This is a genomic window from Granulicella aggregans, assembly GCF_014203275.1.
GTDB lineage: Bacteria > Acidobacteriota > Terriglobia > Terriglobales > Acidobacteriaceae > Edaphobacter.
On the sequence record NZ_JACHIP010000004.1, the window covers coordinates 114,178 to 129,109 of the forward strand.

Sequence of the window (14,932 nt, forward strand, 5' to 3'; positions counted from 1 at the left end):
GGCGGCCCGCTCATCGTGATGTTGCTGCGATGAATGGGGCACAGAGTTGTGTTGGGGCGCCGAGTCGCGGGTGGTTAGGCTTCCTGCGTGACTGCTTCTTCGAGCATCAGGCGTTCGACTGCGATGTTGAGACCCAGGCCGAGGCGCTTGAAGCCTTCCTTCCATTCGAGGCTGGACTCGGTGACGCCGGCGGAGTCGCGGGTGCGACGGAGGAGGTCGTGCCAGATGTTCTGTGCCTGCCAGAGATTGACCTCGAAGGGCATGGCGGAGATGGTGTGGGCGATCGTCAGAGCCGTCTGCAGGGCGTGTAGAGCGGCGGGATGGGCTGGCGTTACGGCTGAGGTCACAAGGGACGCCGTGGCGACCTCCAGCTTGACCATGGCGCGCTTCATGCGCTGGCTGGCGGTGAAGCCGAGCAGGGTGACGTCGAGGGTGACCTGGTCGCCTTCGGCGCGGCTTAGGAGGGACTGGACTTCGGTGGCGTCGAAGTCTTCGGCTTCGAGGGCGCGGCGCAGGCTGGCGTTGAGGGCGAAGCTGGCGGCCAGGGCTAGAGCGGGCGGCGGGGCCATGCCGGATTCGGTGAGGTAGTGGAGGAGAGACGCGTGGTCCTCGTAGATGTTGCGGAGGGAGTCTTCCATCTCGGAGAGGGTCTGGTTGAGGATGGTGCGGAGGATGCGGTGCTGCTCGTCGGCGAAGAGGGACGTGAGCGAGTAGGAGGTGCGGGAGGCGTGGTCGCCGGTGCCGTCGGGGAAGAGGCCGGCGGGGCGCTGAGGTTCGAAGAAATGATCGATGTGGCGGATGACGTCGGGGAGGTTGGCGCGGCGGATGGAGCTGCGGACGTCGTCGGAGAACTTGACGAAGGCTGCTTCTTCGCTCGAGGTGTAGCGGCGGACGGCGGCGGAGAGGTTCTGGTCGCCGAGATGGAGGACGGCGAAGCAGATCTCTTCGGACTCTTCGGTGATGCGGGAGCGGATGAGGGCGCGGCCGAGGGCGACCTTTCCGCGGCCGGAGGCGAAGACCTCGTGCGAGTGGCGGTGGACGTCGAAGCAGAAGAGCTCGCCGTCTTCGGGATAGCTGCGGAAGACGGAGCTGATGGCGTAGTGCGCGCCGACCTGCTCGAGGCCGAGCTTCATGCCGGTGACGTAGCGGCGGTAGACTTCGGCACCGTCGCCGATGTCGGGGACGTTGCTTTTGGCTTCTGCGAGGATCTCGAGGAAGCGCTCTTCGAGGAGGGTTGCGGGTTCGCCGAAGAGTTCGCTGGCTAGCTGGAGGACGCGGCCGGCGTAGGCGATGATCTGGACGGTCTCGATGCCGGAGATCTCGTCGAAGAACCAGCCGCAGGAGGTGTACATGAGTTGGGTGTGGCGCTCGAGCTCCATGAGTTCGAGGATGGTGGTGCGTTCTTCTTCGGTGAGCGGGCGGGCGGCGTGTTGCGCTAAGAAGAGGCTGATGGCTGCGGGGGAGCGATCGAGGACGACCTGGATGTAGGCGTCGCGGGCGGCCCAGACATCGATGAGGAGGCCTGCGGCTAGGCTTTCGGCGAGCGGAGCGGTGGCGTCGCGGAGGTAGTCGAGGGCGGCGCGGAGAGGGCCGCGCCAGGCCTGGTTCCAGCCGGGCTTGCCGCCGTTGCAGCCGCAGTCGGAGCGCCAGCGCTCGACGCCGTGAATGCAGCTCCAGGAGGTGTCTTCGGCGACTTCGGCCTCCCAGGTGGGCGGGTATTTGTCGAGGAACTCACCGTAGTTGGTGAGGCGGGCGTGATTGTCGGCTTCGAGCCAGTGGAGGGCGTAGGAGAGGGCCATCTCGCCGTGCTTGTGGTGGTGGCCGTAGCTTTCGCCATCGGTGGCGACGTGGGAGAGCTGGGGGGCGTCGGTGGGGCCGGGGTGGAAGCCGTCGAGGAGGCGGTGGCCGAAGGTTTCGCCGGAGTTGAGGAGGCCTTCGAAGGCGATGGCTCGGGAGCCGGGGCCGTTGTAGAAGAAGACGGCGATACTGCGGCCTTCGTCGAGCTGGACGCGGTAGGCCTGGGTGGGGTCGGTGGTGGCGTCGGGGGTGCCGATCCAGCTTGGGGTGGTGGGATCAAGGGTGGCCGCGGCTTCGGAGGATTCTGTCGCCGCCTCGTCCCACTCATCGCGATGAGACTGCGATGAATGGGGCACATCCTGCGATGAATTGGGCACAGGAGTTAGGCGGCGGACGCGGGCGCATTGGATAGGGGCGAGGACGGTGAACTTGATGCCCTCGGAGGCCATGAGATCGAGGACGCTGCGGTTGACGGCGGTCTCGGCGAGCCACATGCCTTCGGGCTTGCGGCCGAAGCGGGATTCGAAGTCGGCGATGCCCCAGCGGATCTGGGTGAGGGCGTCGCGGCGGCTGGCGAGCGGCATGATGATGTGGTTGTAGACCTGGGCCATGGCCGATCCGTGGCCGCTGAAGCTGGCGGCGGAGGCGGTGTCGGCGTCGAGGATCATGCGGTAGGCGCGGGGGGCGTTATCGGCCAGCCAGCTGAGCAGGGTTGGGCCGAAGTTGAAGCTCATGCGGCTGTAGTTGTTGACGATGCGGATGATGCGGTTTTCGATGTCGGTGATGCGGGAGGCGCCGTTGGGGGCGTAGCACTCGGCGGTGATGCGGTCGTTCCAGTCGTGGTACGGGGCGGCGGAGTCCTGGACCTCGACCGTTTCAAGCCAGGGGTTCTCGCGGGGCGGCTGGTAGAAGTGGCCGTGGACGCAGACGTAGCGGAGGGGCTTTTCGGCCGATTGCGCGGTGGAGGCGCGGGAGGCGCTCTGAGCAGCCTTTTGCGGCTTGAGTGTGGATGTCGCCTTGGGCATTGCCGGTCTCCTGAATTCGTTGTGCCGAAGTGCGTGTGGCAGTTTGGCACAGCCAACAGCTTACAGGGTATCGGGGCGGGGAATTTTTGCGGATGGGTGGATTCCGAAAGGGAGTTTTGTTCTGAGGGGATCTGAGGCGGAAAAGGGTTGCATGGGGATCAGGGAGTGGAGATGGATCTTCGCTTGCGGCGAAGATTGCCCACCTTCAGTCGCGATGAAGCTGCGCCGAAGATGGCCCCCCTATTGCTATCTGGGCATGAGGTTTGAGAGAAAGGCGAAATGTGGGGTCTCTCCACTGCGCGCCGGACGATGGTCCTGCCCGTCGCTTCGGTCGAGATGACGTTTTCTTTTCTATTTCAATGAGGCGCCACGGTGAAGGAGAACGGTTCGTGCTTCGCACGAATGTTCCACCCATGACCAAAGGCTTGTCATGGATGGGTCACCTAGTTCGTGGCCTGCTAATGAGATTTGTCGGTGGCGGCGAGGTCGCAAGCGCGGTAGAGGTACCACGTTGCGACTGAGCACCAGGGTTGCCAGCGTTTGGCGCGCTTGTGCATGACGTCTGCTTTGGGGAGGTCGGCGGGGGTGACTTTGTCGGTGGGTTTGAGCTTGCCGAAGGTGAGGGCGAAGCCTTTGCGAACGCCGTAGTCGTCGACGGGGAGGACGTTGGGGCGGCCGAGGCGGAAGATCAACATCATCTCAACGGTCCATTTGCCGATGCCGCGGACCTGGGTGAGGTGCTCAATGATGGCTTCGTCGGACATGCGGCGGATGCGGGCGAGGGTGGGGACGGTCCCGTCGAGGGTCTTGGCGGCGAGGTCGCGGACGGCGAGGGCCTTGTTGTGGGAGAGACCGGCGGCGCGGAGCTGCTCGTTGGGGCAGTCGAGTAGATGCTGCGGGCTGGGGTGGATGCCTTCGCCGATGAGAGGGTAGAAGCCTTCGATGAGACGGCGATGGATCGTGGCGGCGGCTTTGCCGTGAAGCTGTTGGTAGACAATGGACTCGAGCAGGGCCTCGAACGGAGACTGGGTGCTGGCGAGCTTCATGGTGAAGGGGCCGACGCGGGTGATGAGTTTGCCGAGTTTGGGGTCGGCGGAGGAGAGGTCGGCTACGGCCTGGGCGTGGTCGTAGCGGGGTGGGCGCGGGCTTTTTCGTTCGTAGGGCATCGAAACACTACTCCAGCTAAAAGACTGATATCGCTCGGCTCAGGACGGCACGTGATTCCATCCTGTCTTCCCCGATTGCATGCACTTCGGTCAGGCGACTTGATGGGAGGTTGCAATGGCAGAGGCTCTCTCCGGGAAAAACCTCTTGAAGCGAAGAATTGGCTGCTCGAAGAAGAACCAGGAGAGGGTCGAGTATCCGTAGGTAGCAGCGAGAACCAGGACGGAGCGGGTCGCCGCACGCGAGAACGATGTTCCCGGTAAGTAGTGAAAGATAAGTGGCCCGATCACGGCGTGGGAAAGGTACATGCAATAACTGATCTTTCCGGTAAAGCGGAGCGGCGCGATGCTGAGTATCCGGATAACCAGGGATTGATGGAGGGCGATGGCCAGCAATCCGGTGAATGCGAGGGCGGCGAAGCTCTTATCTACGTAGTGGCTGATGTGGGCGAAGTGGCAGATCACCTGTCCGGCGAGCGCTGCGGCGATCATCAGAACGCCATTCTTCGAGATGATGGCACCGACGGGCTCTTTGATGATCAGCCAGATTGCCAGCAGACCGCCCATGGCCATGGCGTCGATGCGGCATAGGGGAAAGGTATAGGAGTCGCGACCGGCTGCCTCGACGAGGTACCGGGCGAAGGGAGCGAACGCGATGATCACGCCAAGGACAGCGACCATATGGCGGATCGAGAGCCTGGCGACCAGCAAGGGCCAGATGAGGTAAAACTGCTCTTCGACGGCGAGCGACCAGGTAATTGCCAGCACTAAAACTCCCGGGTTGGGCTGGGGTCCGGGGTAGATGATGTTTTGGAGATACAGGGCGAAGATGGGCCAGTGGGCAGTGGACGCAATGGCGACATCGGGGAGGCGGTGGTTCGCAAATCCGAACTCGAAGAGGAGCAGGAAGAAATAGAGCGGCCAGATGCGCAGCGACCGGCGGGCGTAAAAGTTGCGGTAGAAGTGCATCTGGCCTTTGGAGCGGACCAGGATCGTTGTGATCAGGAAGCCGGAGAGGACAAAGAAGAGATCGACGCCGACGGGTGGCACGAAGCCTAACCGTAAATTGTGGAAGCCGAAGCTGAAGACGATGATGTGGCCCAGGACCACGATGAGCAACGCGACGCCGCGCAGCCCATCCAGTTGAGGTAGATGTTTATTCTTCATTGGGCCGCCCTGTGTTGATTCTATTCAGCATGCTGATGCGCCGCTGGTTCCCGGTGGGACGAAGAATAAGCGACTGCGGGGTCTTGGCTTGAGTCCAGGTCTATCTTCGCACGTACAAAGACGAGGGATGGAGTCTCCGAATCGTTGCGTTCCTCCTTCCGCCCAGAACGCGAAACCGCAGCAAGACGAAGCTAAACTGGTCGAACATCGAACGGGGCGCGGAAATTAATTTAGGGCCGAACCAAGAGTGGGAACGGGTGCCAAAAAGGGATTACTTGTGGAGAATGATGCCACTGCGGGGATTTTTGCACGAGATGTAGTGCGGAATGCGTTTCAGCCCACGGAAATCCAAGATATAAGACTACTTACGTCCGAATTTCAGCGGGTTGGATTTTTTTCCCCAGTGCTATAACTTGTTCTCTTAGCAGTGCAAATCAGGACAGTAATCCCTATTTTGGTTACCGGTTGACATGGAAGATGTGTTGCCGGTAGGGTTTGAGGCCATTCGACAAGGGTCCTGAGGCATCGATTTTTGTGCAGTTTGCAGTCCCTACGTTGCTTCCGTCGCAGTTAGTTACGTTGGTCCGGAGGCGCAGGTTCCGTTTCACCACCGTCTGAGTTGAGGCGGTGACGTTATTTCCGTCGATGGTCGAGCAGTTAGACCGGGCGGCGACAGAAGTGTTTCGCAGTAGAGGTTCTTTTTTTCGAAGTTCCGTAGCGGTTACTGGAAAAGCAGAGGAAGCAGGAAAAGCTCTCATGGCGCAAGTTTTTGATCGTAGTTCGAACGCTCTGGCGCGGTTCAGCCTGGTCCTGGCCGGGGTCATCGTGATCGCGCTCGGCGTCACGCTGGATAACCTGCAGCGCTCCCCGTGGGTGACGCGCCAGGGTCAGCGTCCCGACCAGCCGGTACCGTTCAGCCATAAGCACCACGTTGTGGGCCTGGGGCTGCAGTGCCAGTACTGTCACACGTCGGTGGAGAAGTCGAGCTACGCGGGTATCCCTCCGACGAAGACCTGTATCAACTGCCATTCGCAGATCTGGACCAACGCGCAACTGCTTGAACCTGTTCGGCAGAGCTGGGCGACGGGAGCCTCGATCCAGTGGATCAAGGTGCATGACCTTCCGGATTACGTTTATTTCAATCACTCGATCCACGTGAATAAAGGCATTGGCTGCGCAAGCTGTCATGGCCGCGTGGACGAGATGCCTTTGATGTATCAGCAGAACACGCTACAGATGGAGTGGTGCCTGAACTGCCATCGCAATCCTGGCGTGAACCTGCGGCCGACGAGCGAGATCTACAACATGGCTTGGGCTGGACCTTCGGCGGACAAGCCGGTGTGGTGCGCGGACAAGGGCGTAAGCGGCCCGACGGCGCAGAATGTGGTCTGCACCACGAAGGACCCGTCGAACAGCAATCCTGAAGTCGCCTTCCTGCAGATGGGCACGGGCAAGAGCGATTCCGGTACGCCGCTACAGCCGCATCCGGCGAACGGCGAAGGCCAGACGGTGAGCGATGCTCCTACGGGCGGATTGGCGATGCGGGCAAACTTCAAGCCGTATTACAGCCAAGCTGAATTGGGCAAGTACCTTACGGGCCAGTACCACATACGAACGCCGGAACAGCTTTCAAGCTGCGAGACGTGCCATCGATGAGAGATCAGCGAGAGGCAGCTAAGAGCACTACACCAGCGGAAGAGCAGATGGAAGAGGCGATGGAAAAGACCAACACGAACGAAGCTCCGGTAGTGGTAACGCGCATCGCGCCGGCCAAGCTGACGCTGGCCGAGGTTCAGGCCAAGCTCGAGGGCAAGACCGGCCGCCGGTTCTGGAAAGACCTTGACTCGCTGGCCGAGACGGAGTCGTTTCAGAATCTGATGGCGGAGGAGTTTCCGCGGCAGGCTGGGAATACGAACGAATGGGTCGATCCGGTCTCGCGTCGCGGCTTCATGAAGGTGATGGGCGCTTCGTTCGCCCTGGCTGGATTGGCCGGATGCACCAAGCAGCCCGATGAGCCGATTTATCCGTATGTGAAGCAGCCTGAGGACCTCGTTCTCGGCACGTCGATGTTCTTCGCGACGGCACACCCCTTCCCTACCGGTGCGCTTCCGCTGCTGGTGAAGTCCGATGCGTTCCGCCCGATCAAGCTGGAAGGAAATCCGGAGCATCCTGTAGTCAAGGGCAAGTCTGACGCGCTGACGCAGGCGACTTTGCTGGGAATGTATGACCCGGACCGCTCGCAGCACGTGATCTACAAGGGTGAGACTTCGAGCTTTGGAAAGTTCCAGCAGGATTTTGCGACTGCGGTAAAGGCTACGAACGGCGGGCAGGGAGTTTACTTCCTCTCGGAGACCATCACCTCGCCGACGCTGGCGGTGCAGTGGAAGCAGCTGCAGGCGAAGTATCCTCAGGCGAAGCTGGTGCAGTACGACCCGGTGAACTCGGATAGCTCACGCGCGGCTTCGAAGGCGGCGTTTGGCGAGTACGTGGACGCGCAGTACAAGCTCGAAGAGGCGGACGTAATTCTTTCGCTGGACGCGGACTTCCTGGGTGGTATCGCTCATCCTGGCTTCCTTCCGCTGGCCGCTGCTTACGCTAAACGTCATCGCTACGAACTTGGCGAGCCGATGAACCGGCTGTACGTCGTCGAGACCATGCCTACGGTTACGGGCATGAAGGCCGAGCATCGTTTGGGGCTGAAGCCTAGCCAGATTGTTGAGTTGGCGCAGACACTTGCAACGCTCGTGGGTGCATCAGGCGGGGTAGGCGGCGTCGCTGGTACAAGCTTCTCCACTCCCGACTCGGTTCGCTTCGTGAACGCGCTCGTAAAAGACCTGAAGGCGAATTCGGGCAAGGTTGTGGTGATTCCGGGTGAGCAGGCTCCGGCTGCGGTTCATGCTGCTGCGTATGCGCTGAATGCCTCGTTGGGAGCGATTGGCAAGACGGTGATCTACACCGAGACGGTGAACCCTATTCCGTCTGAGCAGACGGCCGATCTGAAGGCGCTGGTTGCGGACATGAACGCGGGTAAGGTCTCCTGGCTGGTGATGCTGGGTGTGAATCCGTTCTACTCCGCTCCGGCTGACCTGAACTTCAAGGACGCGTTCGAGAAGGTTCCGACGACGGTGCATCTCGGGATGTATCGGGATGAGACCGGCGTTCTGTCGACGTATCACGTCAACCAGGCGCACTTCCTGGAGATCTGGTCGGATGCGCGGGCGTATGACGGAACGATTACGATCATTCAGCCGATGATCGCTCCGATGTACGACGGCAAGACGGCACATGATGTCTTCCAGTCGCTGCTGGACAATCCGCAGGCTTCGGCTTTTGATGTTGTCTCAGCGAACGCGAAGACTTATGTGAAGGGCGACTTCGCCGAAGGCTGGCGCAAGGCGCTGCACGATGGATGGGTCGAGGGCACGGCGTTTACGGCTAAGGGCGGGTCGCCAAAGGATGGTCTGACGGCTGCTCCGGTTGCGACCTCGACGAGCGGTTACGAGATCTCGTTCAAGCCGGACACGTCGCTTTACGACGGACGCTACGCGAACATTGGATGGCTGCAGGAGCTTTCGAAGCAGATCACCAGCATCAGCTGGGACAACGCCGCGATGATGAGCATGGCGACGATGGCCGATCTGAAGGTCGAAGAGACCGACGTCATCGAACTGGAGCTGAATGGCCGCAAGGTCAAGGCGCCGGTGTTCATGGTTCCGGGACATCCCGATGGCGTAATTACCGTTCATCTTGGATTTGGCCGCGGGCCGGAGGCGGGACGTTCGGCTGCAAAGGTTGGCTTCGATGCCTACGCTCTGCGGACCGCAGATGGAGCGCTCTACGCTCCGGGTGCGACGGCGAAGAAGGTCGACACCGGCTATGACCTGTGCGTGACCAAGGTCCACAATATCGAGCACCGCGGCGCGTTTGCTCAGCGCGATCTCGAGAAGCCGCTTTCGGACAAGACGGGAACGTACTCGCTGGCTGGGCATGAGGCGATGGAGCGGGCGATTATTCGCTACGCAACGCTTGAGGAAGTAAAGAAGAATCCGAACTTCGCGCATGAGCAGGAAGAGGTTGGCAAGTCGATCCCTGGCGCGTTGATCGGCAAGGTTGGGTACTCGCCCGAGGGTGAGAACCCGAAGCACGAAGAGAGCTTCTTCCCGGACGCGTGGAACTACAAGAAGACCGATCCCGCGACGATGAAGATTCAGAACGCGTGGGGCATGGCGATCGACCTGAACAGCTGCGTGGGCTGCAACGCCTGCGTAGTGAGCTGCTACGCGGAGAACAACATCGCTGTTGTGGGCCGCGAGCAGGTAAAGGTCGGGCGCAACATGCAGTGGATCCGCATCGACACGTACTTCGAGGGCGATCTTCATGCTCCGAAGGCGCACTTCCAGCCGATGGCCTGCCAGCACTGCGAGAACGCGGGCTGCGAACAGGTTTGCCCGGTGGGCGCGACGGTGCATACGCCGGAAGGCATCAACACGATGGTTTATAACCGTTGCGTTGGAACGCGTTACTGCTCGAACAACTGCCCGTATAAGGTTCGTAGGTTCAACTTCCTGCTGTACTCGGACTACGACCAGGAGAGCTTGAAGTTCATGCGCAACCCGGACGTTTCGGTCCGTTCGCGCGGCGTGATGGAGAAGTGCAGCTACTGCATCCAGCGCATCGAAGAGGCGAAGATTACGGCCGACAAGGAAAACCGCGAGATTCGCGATGGCGATGTGGTGACGGCTTGCCAGCAGGCCTGCCCGACCTCCGCGATTACCTTCGGCAACATCAACGACCCGAACAGCAAGGTCGCTAAACTGAAGGCCGAGGAGCGCGATTATCCCGTGCTCGCCGACCTGAACTTCCGTCCGCGTACGACCTATATGGCGGGCGTCATCAACCCGAACCCGGAGCTGGCATAAATGGCTACCAAGAATCCAATTGTCGATCCTATGATTGACCCGCGTACCGGTGAGTACGCGGTCATCGCTCCGGGTCACAACTTCAAGTCGGTGACGCAGAAGATCGCCGGAATCGTGCTGACGTCGAACACGCCGCTGGGCTGGTTCTTCGGCCTGATTGTGGGCGCTGCGGTGGCGAACGGCGTGGTGATCGGATGCACGTGGCTATTCCTGAAGGGCGTCGGCATCTGGGGCGTTACGATTCCGGGTGCCTGGGGCTTCGCGATCATCAACTTCGTGTGGTGGATCGGTATTGGCCACGCGGGCACGCTGATCTCGGCAATCCTGCTGCTGTTCAAGCAGACCTGGCGAAACTCGATCAACCGGTTTGCCGAAGCGATGACGATCTTTGCGGTCGTCTGCGCCGGAACGTTCCCGCTGATTCACGTTGGGCGTCCGTGGCTGGCTTACTGGCTCTTCCCGTACCCGAACACGATGAACGTCTGGCCTCAGTTCCGTTCGCCGCTCGCGTGGGACGTGTTTGCGGTATCGACGTACGCGACGATCTCGATCGTGTTCTGGTACGTCGGCATGATTCCAGACTTCGGCACAATGCGCGACCGGGCTGTTCTGCCGGCGGCCAAGTTCTTCTACGGAACGCTGTCATTGGGCTGGCGCGGATCGACTCGCCACTGGATTCGGTATGAGTCCGCTTCCCTGCTGCTGGCGGGACTTTCGACTCCCCTGGTGCTCTCGGTACACACGGTCATCAGCTTCGACTTCGCGGTGGCGTCGCTGGCTGGATGGCACACGACGATCTTCCCGCCGTACTTCGTTGCGGGCGCTATCTATTCCGGCTTTGCCATGGTCATCACGCTGGCGATTCCGATCCGGAAGTTCTACCACCTGGAAGATCTGGTCACGCTGCGACACCTCGACAACATGGCGAAGGTCATGCTCGGGACCGGCTTGATCGTGGCTTACGGCTACGGCATGGAAGTCTTCATGGCGTACTACTCGGCCAGCCACTGGGAGTACTTCATGATGTGGAACCGTATGTTCGGGCCGATGGGCTGGGGCTACTGGATACTGATCCTGACGAATATCGCGATTCCGCTGACGACTCTCTGGAGCCGCAAGCTGCGGGTCAACGTGACGTACCTTTTCCTGCTGAGCTTCGTGATCAATACGGGCATGTGGTTTGAGCGCTTCGTCATCGTCGTGACCAGCCTTTATCGCGACTACCTGCCGTCGAGCTGGGGAACCTACCGGGCGACGCGTTGGGACTACATGATCTACATCGGAACGATGGGCCTGTTTACGTTCCTGTTCTTCCTCTTCGTGCGCTTCCTTCCGATGATCCCGATGTCCGAGATCCGGATGATGCTGCCGCAGACGAAGGTACACAAGGGCGGGGCCGATTCCGAGACCGTAATTGAGGAGACCGTCTAATGCCACCTCGTGAAGGAATCTACGGACTGATTGCCGAGTTCAATACGCCGAGCGAGCTGGTCTACGCGACCGAACAGGCGCGCGAAGCTGGATATCGCCGGATGGAGTGCTACACGCCGTACCCGGTTGAGGAAGCCGCCGAGGCTTTGCACTTTCATAAGACACGCGTCCCGCTGGTCTGCCTGCTGGGCGGGCTGATGGGCGTGACCACCTGCTTCCTGATGGAGACGTGGATCAACGTGTATGCGTATCCGCTGAACATTGCGGGAAGGCCGCTGTTCTCGTGGCCGGCGTTTATTATCCCCGCGTATGAGTGGACGATTCTGTTTGCCGGGCTTTCGACGGCGTTCGGGATGCTGGCGCTGAATGGGCTGCCGCAGCTCTACCATCCTGTGTTCAACGCTCCGAACTTCCGCAATGGAGCGACGACCGACAAGTTCTTCCTTTGCCTTGAAGCCTCCGACCCGAAGTTCTCGCTGGGCGAGACGCGGGCCTTCCTTGAAACGTTCCCCGCGGTCTCCGTGGTGGAGGTGGACCATTAGCACTCGACTTCCAGCTACGCGTCTTCAAATTCAACGCGCTGGCATTCTGACGGCTGCTCTGGCTACGATGTTCCTAGCCGGCTGCCGCCAGGACATGCACGACCAGCCCAAGTTCGTTCCGCAGCGCGGCACCGACTTCTACGCCGATGGCCGCTCCGCGCGTCCGCAGGTGGAGAACACGGTCGCCCGTACTCAGCTCCATGAGAACGCCTACTTCTATACCGGCATGCAGAACGGCAAGGAGGGCGATGCGCTTCCCTTCCCGGCAACGATGCAGGTTCTTGAAAAAGGCCAGGAGCGGTACAACGTGTACTGCACGCCTTGCCACTCGCGCGTGGGTAACGGCGCGGGCATGATCGTCGACCGTGGCTACCATCCGGCTGGGAACTTCCATACTGCCCGGCTGGTTGCGGCTCCGCTTGGACACTTCTTCAACGTGATCACGAACGGATATGGCGCGATGCCGGAGTATGCGGCACAGGTGAGCGTGGAAGATCGCTGGGCGATTGCGGCTTACATTCGGGCACTGCAGTTGAGCCAGAATGCGAAGCAGGCGGATGTCGCCAGCGGAGAGCATGTACAGCCGCTGAGCGATATCGAAAAGGCTGAAGGGTTCAACGAGGGATTTGCCGAGGACTGGTCGCTTCCGGGCACCGCGAACTACGGCACTCCGGACAAGCAGGGATTTGTACTGCCGGGTAACGGTTCGGCTCCTTCGAACGGCGCTCCGGAGAGCAAGGCTGCACCGGCCGCACCAAAGGCTGCACCTGCGGCACCGGCCAAGTAATTCTAGCGGCCGCGCAGATGCGGCTGATGTAACAAGGTTTGGATCGACTTGAGATCGAACAAGAAGGCTTGAAACGAATGGCATCTGGACACGAACAACACGGCTCACACCACCTGGCGGCGCATGGCCCGCGCGTGCTGCCATCGACGCTTGGCTCGCCTGAGGTGCTCTCTGCGTGGCGGACGCGTTCGCTGATCATCGGCGTCGCCTTCACGGTGCTCTCGCTCGTCTTTCTGGCGGTTCCGGGCGGAGCTGAGCATCTGATGCGTGCTTACCTTCACGGCTGGGTGCTCTGCTTCGGCTTTGCCGGCGGCGGCCTGATCATGCTGATGCTGCAGTATGTCACCGGTGGTAAGTGGGGCCTGTTGTTGCGGAGGCCGCTGGAGGCGATGGCGGGGACGCTGCCGTTGATGGCTCTGGCGCTCATCCCACTTGGGGTCTCCCTCTTTACCGGGAAGAGTATGTACGTGTGGGCGACTTTCAACACGGTGGCCAAGGCGCTTCAGGCGGTGAAGGACCACCAACTCGGGCTTGAAGATGCGCTGACGCTGATCTCGAAGCGGGCGATGTTGAATCCCTGGGCTGCGGTCGCGCAGAGCTGCTTTGCCTTCGCAGTATTTCTGTTCTTCGCATTCACGCTGCGGCGCTGGTCGATGCAGCGCGACGCCGATGAGGCGCGTGGCACCGAGGGTAGCTTCGAGCGCTGGCGGACGAAGTTTGAGAACCTCTCGGGTCCCGGCATCCTGATCTACGTGATCCTGATGACAGACATCATTATCGTCTGGGTGATGTCGCTCGATGTGAGCTGGTACAGCTCGGTCTGGGGTTTGAAGTTCATGGTGGGCCAGGGTTACGGTGTTCTTGCCCTTGGTATTCTCACCGTCATCTGCCTCTCGAAGGCTGAGCCGATCAAGACGCTGCTGCGCGCGACCGAACAGCACGACCTGGGCAAGTTCCTCTTCGCCTTCGTCATGCTGAACATCTACCTGACCTTTGCGGAGTTCCTGATCCTCTGGTCAGGCAACGTGCCGGACGAGATTCCGTGGTATTTGGCGCGCATTCATGGCGGCTGGTGGACGATCTGCTCTCTGGACTTTGTTTGTCATTGGCTGATTCCCTTCTGCCTGCTGCTGTCGCGTGATTTGAAGCGCAGCAAGTCGCGGATGAAGGCGCTGTGCACCTTCATGATCCTCGCGCGCGCGATCGACCTGTTCTGGATCATCGAGCCGAACTTCCCGGATGCCGCGGGCAATCTGCACCTCGCTGGAAACTACGGAATTCTCGCTTACCTTACTGTCCCGATCGCGATGCTTGGACTGTGGGGCACCTATTACCTGACGCTGCTGAACTCGCGTCCGTTGATCGTGGTCAACGATCCTCACCTTGAAGAGATGTTGGAGCCTGAACATGCCCACTAATGATGGAGACCTCGGAAAAGCGATAAGTCATGTGGACCCGAAGCCCGCGCTTGACGGCGAGCATCCTGGCTATGAGACGACTGACGTAAACGTCAGTGGCGTGGTGGTGTTTCTTGGCGGCCTGATGGGCTTCCTGGTGATCTTCTTCGTCGTCTGCTTCGGCATTGGAAAGCTGATCAACAACGAGCTTGCCGATGAATATGGCCCAACCGATAAGTGGCATTCGAAGTCGACCTTGGCCGGTGGTGGAAAGCGCGAAGACCTGACCAGCAACGCCGTAATGCAGCAGAAAGAGCTGGCGCAGATGACGCAGTCGTTTCCGACGCCGCGGCTGGATACGGACGACGGCAACCAGGCTACGGCTGACCTTCATGCGCGCGAGGACCTCCTGCTGACTCACTACAGTTCGAACAATGGCACGGTACGGATTCCGATTGAGCGGGCGATGGAGTTGGTTGCCGGGAAGCTGCCGGTGGTGGCGCAGGGCGCCGCACCGACGACGCTGATGGCGGGTGACGCTCAGCCGATGCCGAAGGCTCCGCTGACCGCAGGATTTGCAAGGACCGGGTACGAACTTGATGCGATGGAAGCGCGGAAGCAGAAGATGAGCTTCGCGAAGGCTGAGGGCAAAGAGTAGGCGCAGCGCAGGGTGTAGGCGATAGGGTTTAGGGAGTAGAGAAGCA

Annotated in this window: 10 protein-coding genes; 7 read left to right on the plus strand and 3 right to left on the minus strand. The window is 60.6% G+C overall.

Annotated elements, in window-relative coordinates:
• Positions 1-74: 74 nt before the first annotated feature.
• The 3 genes from HDF16_RS14265 to HDF16_RS14275 all read right to left on the minus strand — a co-directional run bounded on the left by HDF16_RS14265 (position 75) and on the right by HDF16_RS14275 (position 5,152).
• Positions 75-2,822, minus strand: coding sequence for a DUF3536 domain-containing protein (locus HDF16_RS14265; protein ID WP_184217751.1), 2,748 nt, complete (start codon positions 2,820-2,822; stop codon positions 75-77).
• 458 nt (positions 2,823-3,280) lie between these two features.
• On the minus strand, positions 3,281-3,988 hold the full coding sequence (locus tag HDF16_RS14270) for a DNA-3-methyladenine glycosylase family protein (protein ID WP_184217753.1): 708 nt from the start codon (positions 3,986-3,988) through the stop codon (positions 3,281-3,283).
• 90 nt (positions 3,989-4,078) lie between these two features.
• Entirely contained in the window at positions 4,079-5,152 is a 1,074-nt protein-coding gene (locus HDF16_RS14275; RefSeq protein ID WP_184217755.1) for an acyltransferase family protein, read from the minus strand.
• Positions 5,153-5,908: 756 nt separating this feature from the next.
• Here HDF16_RS14275 and HDF16_RS14280 point away from each other — a divergent pair.
• The 7 genes from HDF16_RS14280 (at position 5,909) to HDF16_RS14310 (ending at position 14,886) form a co-directional block, all read left to right on the plus strand.
• Positions 5,909-6,808 carry a cytochrome c3 family protein gene (locus HDF16_RS14280; RefSeq protein WP_184217757.1) on the plus strand — a complete coding sequence of 300 codons (900 nt, stop codon included), beginning with the start codon at positions 5,909-5,911 and terminating at the stop codon, positions 6,806-6,808.
• Positions 6,805-10,071, plus strand: a complete 3,267-nt coding sequence (locus HDF16_RS14285; RefSeq protein ID WP_432432249.1) for a TAT-variant-translocated molybdopterin oxidoreductase — start codon at positions 6,805-6,807, stop codon at positions 10,069-10,071. The genes HDF16_RS14280 and HDF16_RS14285 overlap by 4 nt, the downstream gene beginning before the upstream one ends.
• Positions 10,072-11,502 (plus strand): NrfD/PsrC family molybdoenzyme membrane anchor subunit, encoded by a 1,431-nt coding sequence (gene nrfD / locus HDF16_RS14290; protein WP_184217759.1) that lies wholly within the window; start codon positions 10,072-10,074, stop codon positions 11,500-11,502. It abuts the gene before it with no gap.
• Positions 11,502-12,044, plus strand: coding sequence for a DUF3341 domain-containing protein (locus HDF16_RS14295; protein WP_184217761.1), 543 nt, complete (start codon positions 11,502-11,504; stop codon positions 12,042-12,044). Before nrfD ends, HDF16_RS14295 begins: the two co-directional genes overlap by 1 nt.
• 94 nt (positions 12,045-12,138) lie before the next feature.
• On the plus strand, positions 12,139-12,831 hold the full coding sequence (locus HDF16_RS14300) for a c-type cytochrome (protein WP_246409109.1): 693 nt from the start codon (positions 12,139-12,141) through the stop codon (positions 12,829-12,831).
• Positions 12,832-12,908: 77 nt separating this feature from the next.
• Positions 12,909-14,249: a hypothetical protein gene (locus tag HDF16_RS14305; protein ID WP_184217765.1), complete on the plus strand. Its 1,341-nt coding sequence runs from the start codon at positions 12,909-12,911 to the stop codon at positions 14,247-14,249.
• Positions 14,239-14,886 (plus strand): hypothetical protein, encoded by a 648-nt coding sequence (locus HDF16_RS14310; protein ID WP_184217767.1) that lies wholly within the window; start codon positions 14,239-14,241, stop codon positions 14,884-14,886. The genes HDF16_RS14305 and HDF16_RS14310 overlap by 11 nt, the downstream gene beginning before the upstream one ends.
• Positions 14,887-14,932 lie beyond the last annotated feature (46 nt).